Annotated in this window: 21 protein-coding genes; 13 read left to right on the top strand and 8 right to left on the bottom strand. The window is 58.9% G+C overall.

The window, feature by feature from the left end:
• Positions 1-59 precede the first annotated feature (59 nt).
• The 3 genes from hglS to FJW00_RS19180 all read left to right on the top strand — a co-directional run bounded on the left by hglS (position 60) and on the right by FJW00_RS19180 (position 5,168).
• The gene (gene hglS / locus FJW00_RS19190) at positions 60-1,403 is read left to right on the top strand and encodes a 2-oxoadipate dioxygenase/decarboxylase HglS (protein WP_140925436.1); all 1,344 of its coding nucleotides are present in this window, start codon (positions 60-62) and stop codon (positions 1,401-1,403) included.
• A gap of 362 nt (positions 1,404-1,765) precedes the next feature.
• On the top strand, positions 1,766-3,286 hold the full coding sequence (locus tag FJW00_RS19185; RefSeq protein ID WP_140925435.1) for a carboxylesterase/lipase family protein: 1,521 nt from the start codon (positions 1,766-1,768) through the stop codon (positions 3,284-3,286).
• A gap of 217 nt (positions 3,287-3,503) precedes the next feature.
• The gene (locus FJW00_RS19180) at positions 3,504-5,168 is read left to right on the top strand and encodes a methyl-accepting chemotaxis protein (protein WP_140925432.1); all 1,665 of its coding nucleotides are present in this window, start codon (positions 3,504-3,506) and stop codon (positions 5,166-5,168) included.
• Here FJW00_RS19180 and FJW00_RS19175 read toward each other — a convergent pair.
• Positions 5,126-6,007, bottom strand: coding sequence for a LysR substrate-binding domain-containing protein (locus tag FJW00_RS19175; RefSeq protein ID WP_140925430.1), 882 nt, complete (start codon positions 6,005-6,007; stop codon positions 5,126-5,128). The two genes, FJW00_RS19180 and FJW00_RS19175, sit on opposite strands and share 43 nt — an antisense overlap.
• A gap of 125 nt (positions 6,008-6,132) precedes the next feature.
• Here FJW00_RS19175 and FJW00_RS19170 point away from each other — a divergent pair, with 125 nt between their 5' ends.
• Together FJW00_RS19170 and FJW00_RS19165 are read left to right on the top strand one after the other, a co-directional pair.
• Positions 6,133-7,299 (top strand): methionine aminotransferase, encoded by a 1,167-nt coding sequence (locus FJW00_RS19170; protein ID WP_140925428.1) that lies wholly within the window; start codon positions 6,133-6,135, stop codon positions 7,297-7,299.
• Positions 7,300-7,356: 57 nt separating this feature from the next.
• Entirely contained in the window at positions 7,357-8,133 is a 777-nt protein-coding gene (locus tag FJW00_RS19165; protein WP_046101873.1) for an ABC transporter substrate-binding protein, read from the top strand.
• Between the two features lie 36 nt (positions 8,134-8,169).
• Here FJW00_RS19165 and pepT read toward each other — a convergent pair whose 3' ends face one another.
• A complete protein-coding gene (gene pepT / locus FJW00_RS19160; RefSeq protein WP_046101872.1) occupies positions 8,170-9,396 on the bottom strand; it encodes a peptidase T in 1,227 nt (408 codons plus the stop codon).
• A 127-nt stretch (positions 9,397-9,523) separates the two neighbouring features.
• Here pepT and FJW00_RS19155 point away from each other — a divergent pair, with 127 nt between their 5' ends.
• A complete protein-coding gene (locus FJW00_RS19155) occupies positions 9,524-11,119 on the top strand; it encodes an ABC transporter substrate-binding protein (RefSeq protein ID WP_009090108.1) in 1,596 nt (531 codons plus the stop codon).
• A 46-nt stretch (positions 11,120-11,165) separates the two neighbouring features.
• On the opposite strand, the gene aldA is transcribed toward FJW00_RS19155, so the two are convergent.
• Entirely contained in the window at positions 11,166-12,602 is a 1,437-nt protein-coding gene (gene aldA / locus FJW00_RS19150) for an aldehyde dehydrogenase (RefSeq protein WP_140925426.1), read from the bottom strand.
• 197 nt (positions 12,603-12,799) lie between these two features.
• Here aldA and FJW00_RS19145 point away from each other — a divergent pair, with 197 nt between their 5' ends.
• Positions 12,800-13,066 (top strand): DksA/TraR family C4-type zinc finger protein, encoded by a 267-nt coding sequence (locus FJW00_RS19145; protein ID WP_009090111.1) that lies wholly within the window; start codon positions 12,800-12,802, stop codon positions 13,064-13,066.
• 63 nt (positions 13,067-13,129) lie between these two features.
• On the opposite strand, the gene FJW00_RS19140 is transcribed toward FJW00_RS19145, so the two are convergent.
• Together FJW00_RS19140 and FJW00_RS19135 are read right to left on the bottom strand one after the other, a co-directional pair.
• Positions 13,130-13,228, bottom strand: a complete 99-nt coding sequence (locus FJW00_RS19140; RefSeq protein WP_008925225.1) for a YoaK family small membrane protein — start codon at positions 13,226-13,228, stop codon at positions 13,130-13,132.
• A gap of 41 nt (positions 13,229-13,269) precedes the next feature.
• A complete protein-coding gene (locus tag FJW00_RS19135; RefSeq protein WP_058957917.1) occupies positions 13,270-13,593 on the bottom strand; it encodes a hypothetical protein in 324 nt (107 codons plus the stop codon).
• 359 nt (positions 13,594-13,952) lie between these two features.
• On the opposite strand from FJW00_RS19135, the gene rhaT reads away from it, so the two are divergent.
• Positions 13,953-14,987, top strand: a complete 1,035-nt coding sequence (gene rhaT, locus FJW00_RS19130) for an L-rhamnose/proton symporter RhaT (RefSeq protein ID WP_140925424.1) — start codon at positions 13,953-13,955, stop codon at positions 14,985-14,987.
• Positions 14,988-15,228: 241 nt separating this feature from the next.
• On the opposite strand, the gene rhaR is transcribed toward rhaT, so the two are convergent.
• Both rhaR and rhaS read right to left on the bottom strand, forming a co-directional pair.
• Positions 15,229-16,095, bottom strand: coding sequence for an HTH-type transcriptional activator RhaR (rhaR, locus tag FJW00_RS19125; protein WP_140925422.1), 867 nt, complete (start codon positions 16,093-16,095; stop codon positions 15,229-15,231).
• 11 nt (positions 16,096-16,106) lie between these two features.
• Complete coding sequence (rhaS, locus tag FJW00_RS19120) at positions 16,107-16,928, bottom strand: HTH-type transcriptional activator RhaS (protein WP_140925420.1); 822 nt, start codon at positions 16,926-16,928, stop codon at positions 16,107-16,109.
• A 291-nt stretch (positions 16,929-17,219) separates the two neighbouring features.
• On the opposite strand from rhaS, the gene rhaB reads away from it, so the two are divergent.
• Genes rhaB through rhaM form a run of 4 tightly spaced genes read left to right on the top strand, consistent with a single transcriptional unit; the run spans position 17,220 to position 21,099 of the window.
• Positions 17,220-18,692: a rhamnulokinase gene (rhaB, locus tag FJW00_RS19115; protein ID WP_140925418.1), complete on the top strand. Its 1,473-nt coding sequence runs from the start codon at positions 17,220-17,222 to the stop codon at positions 18,690-18,692.
• Complete coding sequence (locus FJW00_RS19110; protein WP_140925416.1) at positions 18,685-19,941, top strand: L-rhamnose isomerase; 1,257 nt, start codon at positions 18,685-18,687, stop codon at positions 19,939-19,941. The genes rhaB and FJW00_RS19110 overlap by 8 nt, the downstream gene beginning before the upstream one ends.
• An 11-nt stretch (positions 19,942-19,952) precedes the next feature.
• Positions 19,953-20,795 (top strand): rhamnulose-1-phosphate aldolase, encoded by an 843-nt coding sequence (gene rhaD / locus FJW00_RS19105; RefSeq protein WP_140925414.1) that lies wholly within the window; start codon positions 19,953-19,955, stop codon positions 20,793-20,795.
• Positions 20,785-21,099, top strand: a complete 315-nt coding sequence (gene rhaM / locus FJW00_RS19100; RefSeq protein WP_058957921.1) for an L-rhamnose mutarotase — start codon at positions 20,785-20,787, stop codon at positions 21,097-21,099. Before rhaD ends, rhaM begins: the two co-directional genes overlap by 11 nt.
• Positions 21,100-21,132: 33 nt before the next feature.
• On the opposite strand, the gene FJW00_RS19095 is transcribed toward rhaM, so the two are convergent.
• Positions 21,133-21,783, bottom strand: a complete 651-nt coding sequence (locus tag FJW00_RS19095; protein WP_140925412.1) for a TetR/AcrR family transcriptional regulator — start codon at positions 21,781-21,783, stop codon at positions 21,133-21,135.
• A gap of 308 nt (positions 21,784-22,091) precedes the next feature.
• On the opposite strand from FJW00_RS19095, the gene bhsA reads away from it, so the two are divergent.
• A complete protein-coding gene (bhsA, locus tag FJW00_RS19090; RefSeq protein WP_009090125.1) occupies positions 22,092-22,349 on the top strand; it encodes a multiple stress resistance protein BhsA in 258 nt (85 codons plus the stop codon).
• Positions 22,350-22,380 lie beyond the last annotated feature (31 nt).

Raw genomic sequence — 22,380 nt, 5'->3', positions numbered from 1 at the left:
GCTGAGACCGGCGCGTTGCATTACATTAGCTGCAACGCTCACGGTGTCAGGTGGATAAGATGGAAAACTTTCTCAGTGCGGATCGCATCCGTACCCGTTTCTCTCAGGCGATGTCAGCAATGTATCAGCAGGAGGTGCCGCAGTACGGCACGCTGATGCAGCTGGTCGCCACCGTCAACGAACGCACGCTGGACGCAGACTGTGCGCTGAAAGATCGCCTTACGGCCGCAGATGAGATTGACCGGCTCAATATTGAGCGTCACGGTGCCATTCGGGTCGGGACGGCGGATGAACTCGCCACGCTGCGCCAGCTGTTTGCGGTCATGGGCATGTCCCCGGTGGGCTATTACGATCTCTCTCAGGCAGGCGTGCCGGTTCACTCCACCGCGTTCCGACCGGTCGATGACGCGGCGCTGCGTCGCAATCCCTTCCGGGTTTTCACCTCACTGTTGCGTCCTGAACTGATCGACGATCCCGCACTGCGCGAGAAGGCGACAACGATTCTCGCCGCGCGTGACATTTTTACTCCCCGCTGCCGGGCACTGCTGCGGGTGCATCAGGAGCAGGGCGGCTTCACCGCCGACCAGGCGGAGGCATTTGTTACCGAAGCGCTGGAAACGTTTCGCTGGCACGCTCACAGCCCTGTCGACAGTCAGACCTATCAGGCGCTTAATCAGCAGCATCGCCTGATCGCCGATGTGGTCTGCTTTCCCGGCTGCCACATCAACCATCTTACGCCGCGCACGCTGGATATCGACCGTGTCCAGCAGCTGATGCCGTCGCGCGGCATCGATCCGAAAACGCTGATCGAGGGGCCGCCACGTCGTCAGGTGCCGATCCTGCTGCGTCAGACCAGCTTCAGGGCGCTTGAAGAAGCGATCATCTTTCAGGATGGACATCCGGGCACCCACACTGCGCGCTTCGGGGAAATTGAGCAGCGAGGCGTTGCGCTGACGCCGAAAGGCCGGGCGCTCTACGACCGGCTGCTGAGTGAGGCGGGCAGCGGTCAGGATAACGAGCAGCATCAGCAGCACCTGGCCGCGATTTTCCGCGACTTCCCCGACGATGAGACGACGCTGCGTCAGCAGGGGCTGGCCTGGTTCCATTATCGCCTGAGTGAAAAGGGCATGATGACACCGCCCGCCCAGGGTGAATCCCTGGATACCCTGATTGCCCAGGGCCGGGTGGTGGCCGATCCCATCGTCTATGAGGATTTTCTGCCGGTCAGTGCGGCGGGGATCTTTCAGTCTAACCTGGGAGACCAGGCGCAGGTGCGTTCTGCGGGACAGGCGAGCCGACAGGCCTTTGAGGCGGCGCTGGGCTGTGAGGTGCTGGATGAGATGGCGCTTTACGAAGCGCGCCAGCAGCGCTCGCTGGCGCAGTGTGGGTTACGCCCGGCATAGATCCAGCGCAGATTCACGTTGTCTGCTGACCCGTGCCGGTAAAGCGCAAATCCTCGCTTTACCGGCCTGCACAGGTTTAGCGCTGTGATTACCCCGATTGATTAATGCCATCAGGGGGTCCGGCGCGCCGGCTAGCGGGGAAAGCCGTCAGTCCCCCCTCAGCGCTGTGCGGTCACGTCACTCTCCCGCCTTTTAAAGATAAACAGAATTAATCGGAAACCGCCCCTGACTCCCGCAACTGGCTGCTGAGCATGATGAGGGCTGCCGGGCGTTGTTCAGCATATTCTGCAAATCCCGCCTGAACCTGGACAATGCAGACGGGCCTGCAAATAATGGAGGAACGAGTAAACAGGGAATCAGGAATGAAAAACGAAACAGGTCTGAGGATCATGACTGCCGAAGGGGAGTTACGTGGAAGCATGGACGATGACCTTTTCGTATTCAAAGGCATACCTTATGCAGCCCCGCCCTTGGGCGCGTTACGCTGGCGGCCACCGCAGCCGGTCACACCCTGGCAGCAGGTGCGTGATGCGACACAGTTTGGTGCCTCGGGCTGGCAGAATCGGGCCTGGTGTGAGGCTGTCGGCGGAGGCAATCCTGGCGAGTTCAGTGAAGATTGCCTCTATCTTAACGTCTGGACACCCGATGTGGAGCCCGCCCGGCCGCTGCCGGTGATGGTCTGGCTGCACGGCGGTGGCTTTACCATTGGCGCAGGCGGACTGGCCCCCTATAACGGCAAACCCCTGGCGTCACGTGGCGCAGTGGTGGTGACCCTGAACTACCGGCTGGGCCATCTCGGCTTCTTCTCTCATCCCGCGCTGGATGCGGAATACCCTGTTGCCGGCACGGTGAACAATTTTGGTCTGCTCGACCAGATCGCCGCCCTGCAGTGGGTTCAGCGCAATATTCCCGCTTTTGGCGGCGACCGTCGCAATGTGACCCTGTTCGGTGAATCGGCCGGCGCGCGCAGCGTGCTGTCACTCTGCTGTTCGCCGCTGGCAGAAGGGTTGTTTCACAAGGGCATTGTTCAGAGCGCCTACAGCCTGCCCGATACCCCACTGAAAAAGGCGCGTCAGCAGGGTGTGGCGGTGGCACGACACTTTGGCCTGCCGCCTGATGTCACCGCAGAGCAGTTACGCGCGCTGCCTGCCGATGCCTTCTGGTCGCTGGAGGGAACGCTGGCGATACCGCCGGTGCCGATTGCCGGGGACGCCGTTCTGCCCGAGCCGATGCTGAAAACCTTCCTGGCGGCTAAACAGCACCGTCTGCCGCTGATGGCGGGCAGCAACAGTGATGAGGCCAGCGTACTGGACTATTTTGGTGTGGATGCCACTGCCGTGCTGCATCAGTTGCGTGACAAAAACCGGCTGACCTACCGGACACTTAAATGGATGTATGACATCCATGACGACCGACTGCTGGGACGGGCCGTGGCGCGCGATATGGCCTTCAGCCTGATGCCGTGGCTGGTGATGCGGGCGCAGTATCGTGTCGGCATGCCGGGCTGGCGCTACTGGTTTGATTATGTCTCTGAGCACGCCCGCGACCTCTATCCCCATGGTGCCTGGCACGGTAATGAAGTGCCGTATGTGCTGGATACGCTGAGTCAGATGCCCGATACCGACGAAGCCCGGCCGTTCAGTGAGGCGGACAGGGCGTTTGCGGCGCAGGTCAGCGACTACTGGTTCAGGTTTGCCCGCGACGCCACCGAATATACGCATCAGCTGGACGGTGAGGTAGTCTGGCCCGCGTGGCACCCCGGCAATGACGTGACAATGTCACTTGGTGGTGACCGCCAGCACGCCCTGAAGCTGAAGCGAAACTTTATGCGTGCCCGTCTGCGCCTCTTCCGGTTACTGATGACGCGCATGGTCAGGCTTTAGTGGGGATTTAATGATTAGCTAGCTAACCATTAAATAAAGCGAATGGAAAAAATCTGCTTTTTTAATCCTAACTGATTGATTTAGCGTGCTTTTAACCGAAATCTGACATCCGGACGCTGTAAAATATTAGGTAACAAAACAGTTACATCTTCACAATTCCATGCCGATAAACCTCCTATGCCCGACACTTGCGGGTCAACGTGTATAGGATTTTGGTATGGGAATGCTTAAAAATTTTACCATCAGAGCAGTGATGCTCTCCATTCTGGGACTGTTCTGCTTACTCTGGAGCGGCGTCGGGCTCTATAGCATCCACTCGCTTGGCGCGCTGAGCGAAGGCAACGATGTTGACCGTCATCTGGTTGAACAGATGACGGTTCTGAGCAAAGGGAACGATCAATATTTCCGCGTCGTGACGCGCCTGTCGCGCGTTATGGAAGGTAAAGCTGCCGGTAAAACATTAACGGATGAAGCCTATGCCCCGGTGCAGCAGGCGCTGGACAGCATGACGCAGCAACTGGCGCGCTTTAAGCAACTGGCACCGGGCCCGATGAACCCGGAGGTGGTGGATAGCGTGATTCAGAGCTGGCAGAAACTGCTGGACGAAGGCGTGACCCCGCAGCTGCAGCTGGCCCGTCAGGCGTCGCCGGATGCCTATCGCCAGCAGGCGAACAACGTGACCCCGCCGCTGAGCCGCGCCTTTGGCGTGAGTGCCGACAAATTTAATCAGGGTGCGGCTGAAAAACTCGATACCACCCGCGTGGAGGTCGATCATCTCACCTCCATTACCAAGACGATTATCACCATTGCAGTGATCATCGGCCTGCTGATTCTGCTGTTTACCGATCGCTATCTGGTGGCGATGCTGGTGCGCCCGCTGGAGAGCATCCGCGCGCACTTCGCGGTCATTGCCACGGGCGATCTGAGCCAGCCGGTGACCGATTTTGGCCGCAACTGCGTCGGTAAACTGGTGCCGCTGTTGGGTGCCATGCAGGACAGCCTGCGCGAAGCGGTCAGTGCGATTCGCAACGGCACGGAAAATATCTCCCGTGGCGCGGCGGAGATCTCTGCCGGGAACAACGATCTCTCTTCCCGTACCGAAGAGCAGGCCTCAGCCTTGGAACAGACTGCGGCCAGCATGGAGGAACTGACGGCGACCGTGAAATTCAACGCCGACAATGCGCGCCAGGCCAGCCTGCTGGCCGAGACCGCGACCACGACAGCGCAGCGTGGTGGTCAGCTGGTGAGTGAAGTGATCAGCACCATGGATGGCATCTCCGGCAGCTCGAAGAAAATTGCTGAGATCACCAACGTGATTAACGGTATCGCCTTCCAGACCAACATTCTGGCCCTCAACGCCGCGGTTGAAGCGGCGCGTGCCGGGGAACAGGGGCGCGGATTTGCGGTGGTGGCTTCAGAGGTGCGGAGTCTGGCTCAGCGCAGTGCTAACGCCGCCAAAGAGATCGCCACGCTGATCGAAGAGTCGGTTCAGCGGGTGGATAAAGGCGCCGAACTGGTCAGCACCACGGGTGGCACCATGAACAACATCCTGAAATCGGTGCAGGATGTGGATGCCATCATGAAACAGATCGCCTCTGCCTCGGAAGAGCAGAGCAAGGGCATCTCTCAGGTTGGCACGGCAGTGACCGAAATGGACAGCGTGACCCAGCAGAACGCCTCACTGGTCGAAGAGGTCTCTGCGGCGGCCAGTGCGCTCGCCCTGCAGACGGAAGCGCTCCAGGCGTCGGTGTCGAAGTTCCGCCTTTCCGGCACCAGCCAGCCTGCGACGGTCATCAGCCACAAGCCCACCGCGCCGAAAGCGCCGGCGCTGAGCGTGGCTCAGGCTAAACCTGTGGATAATGGCGACTGGGTCACCTTCTGATCCCGGCACAGCCACGCCACCAGTTCCGCCAGGAAGGGTGGCGCATCCTGCGGCGCCCGCTGCAGTAAACTGTAAACGGCGCCGGTTTTCACCTCGCCAGCGAACGGCTTAATCAGCCTGCCGCTGGCGATATCACTCTCCACCAGATTGCTGTCGGCAATCGCCACCCCAAATCCCTGAATCGCCGCGCTGATCGCTAAGTCCATGGTGGAAAAATGCTGATTCCGCTGCATCTTCAGCGTCACCTGCTGCGCCGCCAGCCAGCACTGCCAGTCACGTTTGTCCTCTGTGGGATGCAGAAACGTCATCGTCTCCAGCGCTGCCAGGTCGTCGGGTGCGGGCTGAACCGCCGCCATGACCGGCGTCAGTGACTCGCTGAACAGGGTGATCCCGTCGGGCTGTGGCTTGCCATAAACAATCGCCGCATCAAAGTTTTCCAGCCGGGCAGCGTGATCCAGCGTGGTGGTCAGCGCCACGTGCAGTTCCGGCCGCTGCTGCTCCAGCGCGATCAGCCGGGGAACCAGCCAGCGCATCGCGCAGCTCGGCGCTTTCAGCCGAATGCTCACCTGCGTGCGCCGCACCTTCTCGCTGGCCTGCACCATCATCTCAAATCCCTGACGCAGTTCCGGCAGCAGCGCGCTGCCCTGGGCGGTCAGCCGCAGCCCGCGGGCATGACGGTCGAACAGCGTTACCCCCAGCCACTGCTCCAGCGCGGCAATTTTGCGGCTCACGGCCCCCTGAGTCAGACAGAGTTCACCCGCCGCGTGGGTCAGGTTGAGATGGCGGGCGGTCACCAGAAAAGCGTGGATGGCATTAAGCGGCAGCGATGAGCGCGACACGATAAACCTCAGCTATGCATTTTTGTCATGGCTATTATGACGACATTTCGCTTGCCGACTCAAGCCGCAGCCCGTTGAATAGTTTTTTACCGGATCAGACCGGCTATGTTTCTGATGGAGAGAGTATGTCCCTGACAACGCCTGTTGCTGTTCACTCAAAACTGCCGGATGTCGGCACCACTATTTTTAGCGTGATTGGCCAGCTGTCAGCGCAGCATCAGGCGATTAACCTGTCGCAGGGCGCACCGGGTTTTCCCTGTGACCCGGCGCTGGTCGCCTCCGTCAGCCGCGCGATGGAGGAGGGGCACAATCAGTATGCTCCCATGATGGGGCTGCCCGCCCTGCGTGATGCGCTCGCCATGAAAGTCGAGGCGCTTTATGGCGAAAAATATGATCCCGCCAGCGAAGTGCTGATCACCGGCAGCGCCAGTCAGGGGATCTATATGGCGATCACCGCGCTGGTGCATCAGGGGGATGAGGTGATCTTCTTTGAGCCAGCCTTCGACAGCTATGCGCCAGTCGTCCGGTTGCAGGGCGGAAAGCCGGTCGGGCTGAAGCTGGCGGTGCCTTCCTTTGCGATCGACTGGGAGGCATTACGGGCTGCGATTACGCCGCGCACCCGCATGATCATCATCAATACGCCACACAACCCCAGCGCGCAGGTGCTGACGCCTGAGGATCTGAACCAGCTGGCAGCCTTAATCCGCAACACAGACATCGTGGTGCTCTCGGATGAGGTTTACGAGCACATTCTGTTTGATGGCCGCCCGCACTGCGGGATGGCGACGCATCCGGAGCTGGCTGCGCGCAGCGTCATCGTCTCCTCGTTTGGCAAAACCTTTCACGTTACCGGCTGGCGGGTAGGCTACTGTCTGGCCCCGGCGGCGCTGATGACCGAACTGGTTAAAGTGCATCAGTTCATGATGTACGCCGCCGATACGCCGATGCAGGTAGGCTTCGCACACTATCTGCAGACACCGGATCATTATCTGTCGCTCAGCGCGTTCTATCAGCAGAAACGCGACCGGCTGATTGCGCTGATGCAGGATTCGCCCTTCAGGCTGCTGCCGAGCGCCGGTTCGTTCTTTATGCTCGCCAGCTACGGACATTTCAGTGACGAACCCGACAGTGAAATGGTAAAACGTCTTATCGTCGATCACGGCGTGGCGACCATTCCGCTGTCGGCGTTTTATATGGATGGCACAGACAACAAACTGATTCGTCTCTCTTTTGCAAAGGACGAGGCGACGCTGGAAGCTGGCGCAGCAGCGCTGAGTGCGTTTTCCTGCTGAATCACGCGACAGCGTGAAGCCGGGGAAACGGGTAAATAATACTTTTCGGGGCTAATAATGAAGAAACTGAACGCGCTTTTCCTCGCTCTGGGCATGATGACATCGCTACAGGCACTGGCACAGGATTTACGTTACGGCGTGGAGTCACAATACCCCCCGTTTGAAAGCCGCAACGCGAAGGGCGAACTCGAAGGCTTTGATATTGAGCTGGGCAATGCAATCTGTCAGGCGGGCAAATTTACCTGCCACTGGGTCGAGAGCAGCTTTGATGCGCTGATCCCGGCGCTGCAGGCGAAGAAGTTCGACGCGATTAACTCGGCGATGAACATTACTGAAGCCCGCGCCAGAAGCATCGCCTTTACCCAGCCCATCTACCGTATTCCGACAATGTTAGTGGCGAAGACCGGCGAGAATCTGGCCCCGACCGCTGACGGTCTGAAGGGCAAAAATATCGGGGTTCTGCAGGGGTCCATTCAGGAAACTTACGCGAAGAAGCACTGGGAGCCGCAGGGCGTGACGGTGACCTCTTATCAGGATCAGAACCAGGTTTACAACGACATGGTCGCGGGGCGTCTTGACGGCACGCTGGTGATGTCTGCTGCCGGTCAGTCCGGCTTTCTCGATAAGCCACAGGGCAAAGGTTTCGGCTTTGTCGGCAAACCGGTCGAGGATGACGCGATTCTTGGTTCCGGCATCGGCTACGGACTGCGTAAGGATGACACCCAGCTGAAACAGTCGCTGGATGCGGCAATTGCCAAAGTGCAGAGCGATGGCACCATTAAAAAGCTGGCGGAAAAATATTTCCCTGGCATTGATGTCAGCGCGAAACCCTGACCTTAATCGGGCGCGAAATGCGCCCGACTTTGCGGTTTACTCTGCCGCCAGATGGCAGAGTTTCTCCGCGACCTGATAGGACTTCACAAACGAGGAGATGGGCAGAAACTCAAAGCGCGAATGGAAATTATGCGCGCCGGTAAAGAAGTTCGGCGTCAGCAAGCCTTTGGCCGAGAGGGCCGCGCCGTCCGTTCCTCCGCGCATCGGGATCACTTTGGGTTCAATCTCCAGCGCGGCAAAAGCCGTGAAGATCAGATCGATCGCCCGCCGATCCTCACCCAGCGCATTGCTGATGTTGCTGTAAATATCGCTGATGGTGATGCTGACCTCACCGGTCGGATAACGCGCCGCAATATCCCTGGCTGCCGCTTCTAACTGCTCTTTGCGTGCCGCAAAGCGGGTCAGGTCAAAATCGCGGATGGAGGCTTTCAGGGTCGCCCGGCTGGCGTTGGCCTGAATCTCGTTAAACCAGATATAGCCTTCACGTCCTTCGGTATGCTCCGGGGTCTGCTGGCGGTCAAACAGGCTGATATAGTCGTGCGCCATCAGCAGGGGATTTACCAGCACCCCTTTGCCCGACATCGGATGCGCCGGCACGCCGGTAAACACGATTTCTGCGGCGGCGCCATTGAAGTTCTCATAGACCACTTCGCCCAGTTCACAGCAGTCTATGGTCCAGGCAAAGTCCACGTTAAAGCGCGTTTCCAGATCCAGCGCTTTCGCCCCGCGCAGGCCGATCTCCTCATCCGGCACAAAGGCCACCACGATATCGCCATGGTCGCCACTGAGGTTTGCCATCAGCGTCATCACCACAGCCACGGCGGCTTTGTTGTCCGCGCCCAGCACGCTGGTGCCGTCGCTGAAAATCACCGGCTCACCGATGTAGGGCGCGATCTCCGGATGTTCATCGCGGCGCAGCCAGATATCCTGCTGTGCATTGAGACAGAGATCCTCGCCCTGCCAGGTGAGGATCTGCGGATGGATATCGGGCGACAGACCGACATCAACGGTGTCGATATGGGTAATAAAGCCGATGCGTGGCGCGTCAGGACGATTGCCGCGCTTCACGGCGGTCACGGTGGCATGTTCATCCACCACCACCTGATCCAGTCCCAGCGCACGCAGCTCCTCCGCCAGCAGGGCAGCCATGGCGTGCTGGCTCGGTGTGCTGGGCAGGGTGGTGGATTTGGCATCGCTCTGGCTGCTGACGGCGAGGTAACGGAAAAAACGTTCGGTGAGCTGCGACTCAGGTTTGTCTGTCATCACTATTCCTTATTAGTCAGCTACAGGCAGGGTTCGCTATGGTGCCGAATCGTGCTATCAATGAAGCATCTGAATGATTCATTTAGATATTGTGCCCACCAGAAGTCAATACAAAGCGAGGATGATAATGAAAACAAAGATAGCCACCTTAGCGCTGATGACGGCAGGCGTCGCGCTGGCTGGCAGCGTGAACGCCAGAACCCTGGTTTACTGCTCTGAAGGTTCGCCAGAAAACTTCAATCCTCAGCTCTACACCTCCGGGACCAGTGTGGATGCCAGCGCCGTGCCGGTGTTCAACCGGCTGGTGGACTTCACCCCCGGCACCACCGAGCTGGTGCCCAGTCTGGCTGAACGCTGGGAGATCAGCCCTGACGGCAAGGTTTATACCTTCCATCTGCGGCAGAACGTAAAGTTTCAGAGTAATAAGGCGTTTAAACCCAGCCGCGACTTTAACGCCGATGATGTGATTTTCTCGTTTATGCGCCAGATGGACCCGAAAAACCCCTACCACAACGTCTCTGGCGGCACCTACTCGAACTTTGAAAGTCTGGAACTCTCCACCCTGATCAAAAGCATCGACCGGGTGGACGATCACACCGTCCGCTTTACGCTCTCACATCCTGAAGCGCCGTTTCTGGCCGATCTCGCCTGGTATTTCGCCTCTATCCACTCAGCCGAATATGCCGATGCCATGCTGAAGGCAGGGACGCCGGAGAAGGTGGATATGAATCCGATTGGCACCGGCCCGTTTGAGCTGGTGCAGTATCAGAAGGATTCACGCATTCTCTACAAGGCGTTTCCGGACTACTGGCAGGGCAAGGCGAAGATTGATCGGCTGGTGTTCAGCATTACGCCGGATGCTTCCGTGCGCTATGCCAAACTGGAGAAGAACGAGTGTCAGGTAATGCCGTTCCCTAATCCCGCCGATCTGGAGAAGATGCGCGCTAACCCCGACATCACCCTGGAACAGAAGGCGGGGCTGAACACCGGCTTCCTGGCGTTTAACACCACTAAAGCTCCCACCGACAATGTCAAAGTGCGCCAGGCGCTGGCGATGGCCATTAACAAACCGGCCATCATCGAGGCGATATTTAAAGGCACCGGTACGGTCGCAAAAAATATCCTGCCTCCGGGCGTCTGGAGCGCCGACAAGGATCTGAAAGATTACGACTACGATCCAGAGCAGGCCAAAGTCCTGTTGCAGCAGGCGGGGGTCAAACCGGGCACGGAGATCGCGCTCTGGGCGATGCCGGTGCAGCGCCCCTATAACCCTAACGCGCGCCGCATGGCGGAGATGATTCAGGCGGACTGGGCCAAAGTCGGCATCAAAGCCAGCATCGTCAGCTACGAGTGGGGCGAGTACCTGAAACGGGTACGCAGCGGCGAGCATCAGGCGGCACTCATGGGCTGGACCACTGCGACCGGCGATCCGGATAACTTCTTTGGCCCGCTTTACAGCTGCACGTCGGCACAGGGCGGGTCTAACTCGTCGAAATGGTGCTATCAGCCATTTGAAAAGTTAATTACCGAAGCGCGTGCCGAACCGGATCAGGGCAAACGCACCGCACTCTATCTGCAGGCGCAGCAGATGATGCATGACCAGATGCCCGCGGTGATGATTGCGCATTCGACGATCTTCGAGCCGGTGCGCAAATCGGTCAGCGGCTATCAGGTCGATCCCTTTGGCAAACACATCTTCTATCCGGTCGACATCAGTCAGTGAGTCGCGAACAGAAAGATTAAGCGGGCCGCCTGTGCGGCCCGTTTTATTAATGGCCCTGCAGGTAGGCGACATGGGTCTGCAGATAGGCCTCCAGACCATGTTTACCATCGGCACCGCCAATGCCCGATTTGCGCCATCCGGCATGAAAGCCCTGCATGGCCTCAAAATTTTCACGGTTAACATAGGTTTCGCCAAACTTCAGCTTACGCAGGGCGTAGAGCGTGGTGTTGAGATCCTGCGTATAGAGGGAAGAGGTCAGCCCATACTGGCAGTCGTTCGCCAGGGCTATCGCCTCATCCAGCGTTTTAAAGCTCATCACCGGCAGCACAGGCCCGAATATCTCCTCCTGCATAATCGCCATCTCCTGACGAACCCCGGTCAGCAGCGTGGGCTGGAAGAAAAAGCCTTTCTCGCCGGCGCGCCGGCCGCCCAGCACCACGCTGGCACCTGCGGCGACCGCCTCAGCCACCTTCTGCTCAACGCGATCGCGTGCCGCAGCGCTGATCAGCGGCCCCATATCAACATCGCTCTGTTCGGCGGGGTCACCCAGGGTCACCTGCTGAAAAGCCGCCGTGAGCGCGTTGATAAAGCGGTCATAAATCGCCTCCTGCACATAGAGCCGTTCAACGCAGTTACAGACCTGGCCGCTGTTTATCATTCGCGAAGCGACGATGGCGCGCACGGCCAGCTCCAGGTCAGCATCCGCCATGACAATCGCCGGGGCCTTACCGCCCAGCTCCAGGGAGACGCTGGTGACGTTCTGTGCCGCGGCCTGCATGGTGGCGATGCCTGCACCGACACTACCCGTCAGGCTGACCAGGCCGACTTTCGGGTTTGCCGCCAGCTCCTGGCCCACGTCCTGCCCGAAACCATAGACGATATTGATCACCCCAGCGGGCAGGCCTGTCTGCTGCAGAATATCGGCGAAGATCGCCGCATTGTTTGGCGTCAGCTCACTGGGTTTAATGACGATGGTGTTGCCGGTGATCAGGGCAGGTGCGGCTTTACGGGCGATCAGGAAGAAGGGGAAATTCCACGGCAGTATCCCGGTCGTCACCCCAATCGCCTTTCTGAACAGGAAGATATGCTCACCGGGTCGGTCGCTGTTGATGATTTCGCCTTCATAACGCCGCGCCCACTCCGCCATGTAATCGAGATAGTCGGCGGTAAACAGCACTTCGGTCTTCGCCAGTCCCTGCGTTTTTCCGCCTTCGGCCACAATCGTGGCCGTCAGCTCCGGTTCGCGCTCACGGATGGCCGAGGCGATTTTATGCAGCCAGAGACCACGCTCTACCGCAGGCAGCGCCTCCCAGTCCGGCTGAGCAGCTTCTGCCGCGTGGATGGCAAGACGGGCGTCCTCCCGACTTCCCTGCGGGATGCGTGACAGCAACGCCTCAGTGGCCGGGTTGATCACCTCAATCCACTGGTCACCCTGCGAACCGACAAACTGGCCATTAATGTAATGTTGATGATGTGTTGTCATTTACTTAACTCTCCGCTATCGACACGTTGCAGTAATGTGATGGCAGGGTGAAGCAGATGCGGGCGGATGACCTTATGCTGAGTGCCAGTGGCGGCGTCTGGCTGGCAGCCAGTGACAGATAGTGCGCTGCTCTGCGGCAAAAACGTCAATATGTTGTAGATTTATAGAAGCAATGTAATGAAAAAAAGGGGTGTATCATGGCTAACGGATGGGCGTCAGAAGGCGCAGTACAGGAGCAGATTGACAGCACCGTCAATGATGGCATCGAGCGGGTGAGGCAGTCGCTGGGTCATGGCGAAAGCGCGACCGAATGTGAACTCTGTGGCGAGCCGATTCCTGAAGCCCGCCGCCAGGCGCTGAAAGGGGTACGCTACTGTGTAGCCTGTCAGGAAAAAATCGATAAACAGCAACAGACCAGCAGTTTATACAACCGTCGGGGCAGTAAAGACAGTCAGCTGCGCTAACCGTGACCCGCAGTCGGCCACGCCGGGGGACGGGCAGCGCGCGTCACGCTGCTGCCTTAGCCGTTACGAGCCTGGCATGGCCAGACCGCTGCCGATAAACCACGCCAGAAAGCCGACGCCTGCCACAATGATGGCGATCGGAAACAGGATGCCAATTCTCATACTCTACCTGCTGCAAACAGCACTATGGGGGCGCAATCTTATCATGAGATCTGCAGCACTGCGCGATGGGTTTTCAGCAGCGTAAAGAGCTGAAACTGCGTGGCCTCCGTCTCCTCCCTTAACACCTCTCCCTTCTTATACAGAATATGCTCGATATGCCCCAGCTGACGCCAGACCACAATCGCGGAGGCGATCAGCGCGCAGTGCTGCTCCGCCTGTATACATTCGATGGTGGCGTAGTGGGCTTCATCCATGCCATTCACAAACACCTTTAGCGCCTCAGCAGGCACTATCGCGCGGATATCATCCAGCATCACCCGGCTGACTGCCTGCGAAAGAAACAGTGTTAACCACTTAGTCGTCATCCTGAACCCTGAACCGATCAATTTTCCCCAGTGTATACGACCTTGCAGGTGGGAATGAAAGGCTTCTTTGCGCCTCTGCCACGCGGGTGGCGTGCATGGCAGTGACGCGGGAATTGTGCTGCGCCACACAGCAAAAAGGGGAAAAACAGTGAATTATAAGGCACTTACCTGTTCAGGCAGCCCGGCCTCTGACAACTGCAGAATTGTGATCCCTGACAGCAGCATCGGGTCAATATTGCCACTCCGCGCGGGCTTCCGGCATTCATCCAAAGGCTGAGGAATCGATGCAAACCGTAGACTGCCTGCTGAGCGGAAGCTGAGCGCTTTCCGACAGACCTCAACCAAACCGGGGAATAACAATGAACAGTGCCATTATTGCGGGGATTTTCTGGCATTTTGTCGGCGCTGCCAGCGCCGCGTGTTTCTACGCGCCGTTTAAGCAGGTAAAACGATGGTCCTGGGAAACCATGTGGTCGGTGGGGGGCCTGATCTCCTGGCTGATCCTGCCGTGGGCGGTCAGTGCCATTCTGCTGCCCGACTTCCGGGCTTATTACAGCAGCTTCACGCTGTCGCAGCTGACACCCGTGTTTCTCTTCGGCGCGATGTGGGGCATCGGTAATATCAACTACGGGCTGACCATGCGCTATCTCGGCATGTCGATGGGCATCGGCATCGCGATTGGTATTACGCTGGTGGTCGGCACGCTGATGACGCCGCTGCTGCAGGGGCGCTTTGGCGAGTTATTTGCCTCTGCGGGGGGGCGGCTGACCTTACTGGGCGTGCTGGTGGCCCTGGCTGGCGTCGGGATTGTGTCGCGTGCCGGATTGCTGAAGGAGCGGGCGCTGGGGATCAACGCCGAAGAGTTTAATCTCAGGAAGGGTCTGCTGCTGGCGATAATGTGCGGCATCTTTTCGGCGGGGATGTCCTTTGCGATGGATGCCGCCAAGCCGATGCATCAGGCCGCCGCGAATCTGGGGATCGACCCGCTCTATGTGGCGTTACCCAGCTATGTGATCATCATGGGCGGTGGGGCGCTGGTGAATCTGGGCTTCTGCTTCTGGCGACTGGCTACCCGACCCGATCTGTCAGTTCGCAGGGACTTTTCCGTCGCCAGGCCGCTGCTTATTGCTAATACCGCGTTCGCCGTGCTTGGCGGCACCATGTGGTATCTGCAGTTTTTCTTTTACGCCTGGGGCCACGCCCGAATCCCGCCGCAGTATGACTATGTCAGCTGGATGCTGCACATGAGCCTGTATGTGTTGTGCGGGGGACTGGTAGGCCTGCTGTTGAAAGAGTGGAAGTCAGCGGGCCGCCGCCCGGTCAGTGTGTTATCGATTGGCTGCGTGGTCATTATCATCGCGGCAAACATCGTTGGGCTGGGTATGGCAGCGTAAGCCGCTGGCTTCCTGCGGCGCGGAGGAGAACGGGCCTGTCTGACAGGCTCGTTCCGGGTGTTCTCAGGCGGTTAGATCGTGCCTGCACAGGGAACAGGGTCAGATCGGAAAGTCGCTTAAGCCATCCATGGCCGCTCGGCCCGCGCCGTCCCTGGCGCGGGACGCTTTCCTCCTCTGACCCTGTTCCCTGTGTTTTGTACTTTTGCATTGCGGTATCCAGCGCTCTGGTCTGACGCCCGTGTTATTCCGGTTCGGCGCTTCTCAGCGCTGGCCCGGAGGGGAGAAATCGCTGACGCCAGGCACTGGGTGTCAGGCCGGTTTCACGGGTGAAAACCACGGAAAAATAGTTACTGTCATCGAAGCCGCAGCGGGCCGCCACTTCGCTGATCAGGCACGCCTGCGTTCGCAGCAGATATTTTGCCTGACAGAGCTGTAACTGACGCAGGTAATGGCCGATGGTCATCCCGGTCTGCTGACGGAAAAGCTGTTTCAGCGCCCGTTCGCTCAGCTGGTTTTGCTGGCAGAACGCTGCCAGATCAAACGGCCGGGAAATCGCCCCCTGCAACGCTGACATCAGCAGATCGAGCTGTTCCCCCTCCGGCAGAACCCAGGGGCGATCGGCGGCGTAGCCGTGACGCCGCAGAATCAGCACCAGCTGCAGAAACAGGGCTTCAGAGAGCTGAACCGACAGGGGATCGCTCTTGCGACTTTCACGCTCCAGCTGGCTGATCACACCGCGCGCCAGCCCCATACCGCGCGTAGTCAGACGCCAGCAGCCAGGGGCTTCGGGGCCCTGTGGCGGCAGCAGGCTATCCCAGTCAAGCGCCAGACCAAAGCGGTCGCGGCAGTAGAGAATGTTATCCAGCACCAGGTCGTTAACGCTGTCGTAACTATGGCAGTCGCTGTCGCGGATAAAAAAGAGGTCGCCGCAGGTGATGAGCCAGGGGCGATCGTTGAGGACGTGCAGGCCATTACCGCGCCAGACGATGACGATTTCGCTGAACTCGTGTCGGTGCGGCGGAAAAGAGGGCTGTGGCATCCTTTCGGCAACCGCCACCGGTAAACTGGGGGCGGGAAAATAGTCATCACGACTGAGTATCAACGCCATAGTCGGCTCCTTTACCTCATCTGCTGGCGCTCCGCTCGCGGGGCGCAGCCAAATTCGCGCCTGAACAGGGTAGAGAAATGGTTGCTGTCTCCAAATCCACACTGGAAGGCGATATCGGTAATGCGCAGATCGCTGTGACGCAGCAGGTGACGCGCCTGTAACAGGCGCAGACGGTTCAGATAACGCTGCGGCGTACTGCCGGTCTGCTGCTTCATCTGTCGGTGCAGCGTTCGCAGCGACAGAGAGAAACGGTCGGCCAGTTCATCCCAGATAATCTCGTCACTGTAATGATCCGCCAGCCAGTCCAGCAGGCGATGCAGACGCGCCTCCTGATCCTGACGACCGCCATCACGACAGGCTTCACGTAACAGCACCAGCAGCTGTAAAAAGAGCTGCTCCTGCCGCGCCTGTCTGTCCAGTGACCAGGCCTCGTGCTGCTGCATCTGCGCTGCCACACTCAGGGCCTGGGCCATCACCTTCTGATTGATGCGCCAGTGAGAGGGATAATCCCCATCCCGTTCGCACGGCAGCAGCGCCTGCAATCCGGAGAGAAAACGGAACGCGCCGGGGCTGCGATAGAGCACGTTGGTCAGGCAGAGGTTATCCGTCTGTTCATAAAGATGACGATCGTGATCGCGGATAAAGCAGACACAGCCGGCGCAGAGCGCTTGTGGCTGACCATTGAACACATGAATCCCGGCACCGTGCTCAACCAGAACGATTTCATGAAAATCATGATGATGCTCCGGAAAGGGGGCCTGGGGGATACGGGGTTCAATCGCAATCGCGTAATCGCCGTCAGGAAAAAAATCCGCACTGTGTAACAGAGTCATGATCGTCCCTCACTGATTAACAAAACTGCAACGCAGTCTAATCAGGACGCCGTTACCTTACCTTGAATTTTCAGCACGTCTCAGCAGGAATCCTGCTGATTTTTCAAGAAATCCCCGGTAGTTAACAGATTTGCGGCAGGGGTCACATCGTGCTCACTGCTGCCTCTGTGATCTCTCTCACGACATTCTTTGCAGGTCTGCCAGGGCACCCCGGCCGCTGGCACTGCCGGGAAGGTGTTCAGGCGACCCGATTTTTACTCTGTGACCACTTAATCACAGGGAAAAGCCACCATGACCAGGCGAAATATCATTGCTATCGATCTCGGCGCATCCAGCGGCCGGGTCATGCTCGCCCGCTGGGATGACGCGCAGCGCCAGCTGGATCTGCGTGAAATCCACCGTTTTGAAAACCGGCGTCTGCGTCGTGCCAGCTATGACTGCTGGGATCTGGCGATGCTGGAGCAGGCGATCCGTGCCGGGCTGGAGCAGGCTGTTGAGGAGGGGATCGTGCCGGACAGTATCGGCATCGACACCTGGGGCGTGGATATGGTGCTGCTGGATGCGCAGGGTGAGCCGGTGGGTGAAGCGGTCAGCTATCGTGATGCACGCACCCACGGCCTGATGGCGCAGGCGCAGCAGGAGCTGGGCCACAGCGCCATCTATGCAAAAACCGGCATTCAGTTTCTGCCTTTCAATACGCTCTATCAGATGCGCGCCCTGCATCAGCAGCAGCCTGACTGGCAGGCGCGTGTGGCACATGCGCTGATGATCCCGGATTACCTGCACTTCCGCCTGACCGGCAACCTCAACTGGGAGTACACCAACGCCACCACCACCCAGATGCTCAATATTCACAGCGGCGAGTGGGATCGCGATTTAATCGGCTGGGCGGGGATTGAGGCAGGCTGGTTCGGTCAGCCGCAGGCGCCGGGCAACACAGTGGGACACTGGCGGAGTCAGCGGGGCGAGGCGGTGCCGGTCATTGCGGTGGCCACCCACGACACCGCCAGCGCGGTGCTGGCTACGCCGCTGCTGCAGGAGGATGCCGCCTATCTCAGCTCCGGCACCTGGTCGCTGATGGGCTTTGAAAGCCTGCAACCCTATGCGAGCGAGGCGGCACTGCGCGCCAATATTACCAACGAAGGCGGCGCAGAAGGCTATCGCGTCCTGAAAAACATCATGGGTTTATGGCTGCTGCAGCGTCTCTGTGCTGAACGGCAGATTGACGACCTCTGTGCGCTGATCGCTGAGACCGCCCGTCAGCCCGCCTGTCTTTCGCTGATTAACCCCAACGATCCGCGCTTTATCAATCCTGACAACATGGTCAGCGAGATTCAGAAAGCCTGCGCAGAGCAGGGCATGCCCGTGCCGCAATCCGCCGCTGCGCTGGCCCGCTGCATTTTTGACAGCCTGGCGCTGCTCTACCGTCAGGTCATCAGCGAACTCGCCGCGCTGCGCGGGAAGCCCTTCACCCGGCTGCATGTGGTCGGCGGTGGCAGCCAGAATCGTTTTCTGAATCAGCTCTGTGCAGATGCCTGTGAGATTCCGGTGCTGGCCGGGCCGGTAGAGGCCTCCACGCTGGGTAACGTCGGCTGCCAGCTGATTGCCCTCGGCGAACTGACGGATGTCGCCGATTTCCGCAACTGCGTGATGAACACCTTCCCCCTCGAAACATTCGAACCACACATTTCAGACGTCTTCGCGGCCAGTCAGGCCCGCTTCGCGACGCTGAGTCAACCCGCAGAGGAACCCGCTTATGACTAAGCAGACAGAACAGGCCTTTGAACTGGCTAAACAACGCTATGCCGATATTGGGGTTGATGCTGAAGAGGCTATTCGCCAGCTCGACACAATCCCGGTTTCCATGCACTGCTGGCAGGGCGACGATGTGCGGGGATTTGAAAACCCGCAGGCCGCCCTCACCGGCGGCATTCAGGCGACCGGCAACTATCCGGGACGTGCACGCAACGCCAGCGAACTGCGCGGTGATATCGATAAGGCGATGTCGCTGATCCCCGGCCTCAAGCGTCTGAATCTGCACGCACTTTATCTGGAGAGCGACAGGCCGGTTGAACGGGACGCTATTGAGCCGGCGCATTTCGCGCGCTGGGTCGAATGGGCCAGAGAGCGGGGCGTGGGGCTCGATTTTAACCCCAGCTGCTTCTCACATCCGCTCAGTGCTGACGGGTTTACGCTGTCGCACAGCGATCAAACCGTGCGCCAGTTCTGGATCGACCACTGCAAAGCCAGTCGCCGCATCTCCGCCCACTTTGGTGAGCAGCTGGGCACGCCTTCAGTGATGAACATCTGGGTACCGGACGGCATGAAGGATATCACCGTCGACCGGCTGGCGCCGCGTCAGCGTCTGATGAGCGCTCTGGATGAGGTCATTGCGGAAAAACTCAACCCGCAGCATCACATCGATGCGGTAGAGAGCAAGCTGTTCGGTATCGGCGCAGAGAGCTACACCGTGGGATCAAATGAGTTTTATCTCGGCTACGCCGCCAGCCGTCAGACGGCACTGACCCTGGATGCGGGCCATTTCCATCCTACCGAGGTGATCTCCGACAAGATCTCCGCCGCCATGCTCTATGTGCCGCGCCTGCTGCTGCACGTCAGCCGTCCGGTGCGCTGGGACAGCGATCATGTGGTGCTGCTGGATGATGAAACGCAGGCTATTGCCAGTGAGATCGTCCGTCACCGGCTGTTCGACAAAGTGCATATCGGCCTCGATTTCTTTGACGCGTCGATCAACCGGATTGCGGCCTGGGTTATCGGCACCCGCAACACCCAGAAGGCGCTGCTGCGCGCCCTGCTGGAGCCGACCGATCGTCTGCGTCAGGCTGAGAATAGCGGAGATTACACCGCGCGGCTGGTCTGGCTGGAAGAGCAGAAATCCCTGCCGTGGCAGGCGGTGTGGGAAGACTGGTGCCTGCGTCATGACGTTCCGGCTGACGCCAGCTGGTTAAGTGATGTGCGCCATTATGAACAGCAGATTTTGAGCCAACGTTAAGGGATTTCATTATGCAAAGCATTCTTGCTTCAGAGTTTGTAAAGGGAATGGTTAAGGCAACCAGCGACATGTGGCTGAAGGGATGGGATGAACGCAATGGTGGCAACGTCAGCCTGCGGCTGAGTGAGGAGGAGGTGAGTCCCTACAGGGCTGATTTCTGCCAGGAGCCTCGCTGTTTCGAGCTGAGTCAGCCCGCCCCGGCGCTGGCAAACGACTGGTTTCTGGTGACCGGGTCGGGAAAATTTATGCGCAACGTTCAGCTGGACCCCGCGGACTGCCTGGCACTGCTGCAGGTCGACAGCCAGGGGCTCTCCTGCAAAATTCACTGGGGGCTGGTCAATGGCGGGCTGCCGACCTCCGAGCTGGCGTCACATTTTCAGTCGCATGCGGTGCGCAAGGCAGTCAGCGGCGGCAGAGATCGGGTGATTATGCACTGTCATGCCACCCACTTTATGGCCCTGAGTTATGTGGTTGAGATGGATTCGGCGCGCTTTACCCGCCTGCTGTGGGAGGGGAGCACCGAGTGTCTGGTGGTCTTCCCGGATGGCGTGGGCGTGTTGCCCTGGATGGTGCCCGGCACCGATGAGATCGGCGCCGCGACGGCGGCGCAGATGCAGTCGCACACGCTGGTGATGTGGCCGTTCCACGGCGTCTTTGGCACCGGCCCGACGCTCGATGAGACGTTTGGGCTGATTGACACCGCCGAGAAATCATCTGAAGTGATGGTTAAGGTGCTGTCGATGGGCGGGATACGCCAGAGCATCACCACAGAACAGCTGGTCGCGCTGGGTAAACGTTTTGGTGTCACGCCCTGGCAACCGGCACTGGATGCGGGGCCTGCCCATGTTGCGTAAAGCCTTTGTGATGCAGGTTAATCCGGATTGCCATGCGGAGTATGAGCGTCGTCACTCACCCATCTGGCCCGAACTGGCTGAAACGCTGAAAGCACATGGTGCCCGTAATTATGCCATCTGGCTGGATGAGGAGCGGCATCTGCTCTTTGCCAGCGTGGAAATTGAATCGGAAGCGCGCTGGAACGCGGTGGCGCAAACAGCAGTCTGTCAGCGCTGGTGGGCCTCCATGAAGGATCTGATGCCCTCTCATGCGGACAACAGTCCCGTCAGTCAGCCGCTCCGGCCGGTCTTCTTTCTCAGCTGAACGTGCAACAGGGCGGGAATCCCGCCCTGAATCTTACCGCTGAGCCTGACAGAGTCCTGTCAGGGTAGGCCACATCGCCATCAGCGTATCGATAATACTCTCCAGGTCTGTGCGCTCCGCACCCTCCCGCGCCCGCACTGACATGCCCTGAAGCAGACAGCTCAGATAGCGCGACAGCGCAGCAATGTCCACTGACTCTCCCAGTTCACCACGCTGCTGACGCGAGCAGAGGAAATCCTTTAAAACCTGCTCCTGTGACTGATGCTGCTCTTGCAGCATGGCCGCAATATCCGCGGAAGCCGCCGACAGGGCGCTTGAGGTGCAGATAAAGAAGCAGCCGCCGGGCGAGTCGCGTTCGGTAAAGCAGGCCGCGGTAGCGCGGAAATAGGCCTCAACCGCCTCAGAGACCGCCAGCTTGTCATCGCCCAGTGCCGCGTCACGCCAGGCGCTGAATTTCTCAACATAGCGCTCCATCGCGGCGCGGAACAATCCCTCTTTATTGACGAACTCCGCATAGAGCGTCGGCGCTTTAGCACCGGTAGCGGCCACCAGATCGGCGAGCGAGGTGCCTTCGTACCCGTGGGTCCAGAACAGGGTCAGTGCCTTATCGAGCGCGGCTTCACGATCGAACACTTTGGGACGGCCACGGCATTTCCGGGTATCGCAATCCTGAACCTTACTCATACATCCTCTCTGACTGGGGAACACTCTATTAAATTACCGATCATTATAAAAATGTGCAAGGGCGGAGAGACAGGCCGTCCTCCGGGGTTGCCATTTTGTGCGCCAGCCCGGTTTTATCGCCCCTATGGTTAAGTCAGAAAAGGGGCTGAAGCCCATAATCACGCCACTTCGCGATTAAAATAACGCTCATTAAATAAATATTGACGGCCAGCCTGATCGGGGTCTATCATTTATTTAACGGTCGTTAATTAAATAGCGACAACCGATTTCAGACCCACTGAACACGATCACTGAAAAGAGAGAAGATTATGAAAACCATCAAAACTACCCTGGCTGTTCTGGCACTCACCACACTGACTTTTGGCGCGTCTGCCGCTGACCTGGTTACCAGCGAACCGGCTAATCAGCAGCCTGTCGGCACCATCTCTGTGCTGGGCGGCACCAACCTGAGTTCAGTCGAAGCGCAGCTCAACGCCAAAGCGGATGAAGCCGGTGCGAAATCGTTCCGCATCACCTCAACCAGCGGTCAGAACAAACTGCACGGCACGGCTGTGATCTATCAGTAACCGGGCATCCGGCAGAAAATGAAGAAGGGGT

The sequence above is a fragment of the Pantoea anthophila genome (genome assembly GCF_006494375.1).
In the GTDB taxonomy this organism is placed as follows: Bacteria; Pseudomonadota; Gammaproteobacteria; order Enterobacterales; family Enterobacteriaceae; genus Pantoea; species Pantoea anthophila.
This window is presented reverse-complemented; position numbering and strand designations above follow the sequence as displayed.

Excerpts from the sequence above, each read along its gene's own strand:
- FJW00_RS19170 (WP_140925428.1), top strand. The coding sequence starts at position 6,133 with ATGTCCCTGACAACGCCTGTTGCTGTTCACTCAAAACTGCCGGATGTC.
- rhaT (WP_140925424.1), top strand. The coding sequence starts at position 13,953 with ATGAACAGTGCCATTATTGCGGGGATTTTCTGGCATTTTGTCGGCGCT.
- FJW00_RS19145 (WP_009090111.1), top strand. The coding sequence starts at position 12,800 with ATGGCTAACGGATGGGCGTCAGAAGGCGCAGTACAGGAGCAGATTGAC.
- FJW00_RS19165 (WP_046101873.1), top strand. The coding sequence starts at position 7,357 with ATGAAGAAACTGAACGCGCTTTTCCTCGCTCTGGGCATGATGACATCG.
- FJW00_RS19180 (WP_140925432.1), top strand. The coding sequence starts at position 3,504 with ATGGGAATGCTTAAAAATTTTACCATCAGAGCAGTGATGCTCTCCATT.
- bhsA (WP_009090125.1), top strand. The coding sequence starts at position 22,092 with ATGAAAACCATCAAAACTACCCTGGCTGTTCTGGCACTCACCACACTG.
- FJW00_RS19110 (WP_140925416.1), top strand. The coding sequence starts at position 18,685 with ATGACTAAGCAGACAGAACAGGCCTTTGAACTGGCTAAACAACGCTAT.
- hglS (WP_140925436.1), top strand. The coding sequence starts at position 60 with ATGGAAAACTTTCTCAGTGCGGATCGCATCCGTACCCGTTTCTCTCAG.
- aldA (WP_140925426.1), bottom strand. The coding sequence starts at position 12,602 with ATGACAACACATCATCAACATTACATTAATGGCCAGTTTGTCGGTTCG.
- rhaB (WP_140925418.1), top strand. The coding sequence starts at position 17,220 with ATGACCAGGCGAAATATCATTGCTATCGATCTCGGCGCATCCAGCGGC.
- rhaM (WP_058957921.1), top strand. The coding sequence starts at position 20,785 with ATGTTGCGTAAAGCCTTTGTGATGCAGGTTAATCCGGATTGCCATGCG.
- rhaD (WP_140925414.1), top strand. The coding sequence starts at position 19,953 with ATGCAAAGCATTCTTGCTTCAGAGTTTGTAAAGGGAATGGTTAAGGCA.
- rhaR (WP_140925422.1), bottom strand. The coding sequence starts at position 16,095 with ATGGCGTTGATACTCAGTCGTGATGACTATTTTCCCGCCCCCAGTTTA.
- pepT (WP_046101872.1), bottom strand. The coding sequence starts at position 9,396 with ATGACAGACAAACCTGAGTCGCAGCTCACCGAACGTTTTTTCCGTTAC.
- FJW00_RS19095 (WP_140925412.1), bottom strand. The coding sequence starts at position 21,783 with ATGAGTAAGGTTCAGGATTGCGATACCCGGAAATGCCGTGGCCGTCCC.
- FJW00_RS19140 (WP_008925225.1), bottom strand. The coding sequence starts at position 13,228 with ATGAGAATTGGCATCCTGTTTCCGATCGCCATCATTGTGGCAGGCGTC.
- FJW00_RS19185 (WP_140925435.1), top strand. The coding sequence starts at position 1,766 with ATGAAAAACGAAACAGGTCTGAGGATCATGACTGCCGAAGGGGAGTTA.
- FJW00_RS19135 (WP_058957917.1), bottom strand. The coding sequence starts at position 13,593 with ATGACGACTAAGTGGTTAACACTGTTTCTTTCGCAGGCAGTCAGCCGG.
- rhaS (WP_140925420.1), bottom strand. The coding sequence starts at position 16,928 with ATGACTCTGTTACACAGTGCGGATTTTTTTCCTGACGGCGATTACGCG.
- FJW00_RS19155 (WP_009090108.1), top strand. The coding sequence starts at position 9,524 with ATGAAAACAAAGATAGCCACCTTAGCGCTGATGACGGCAGGCGTCGCG.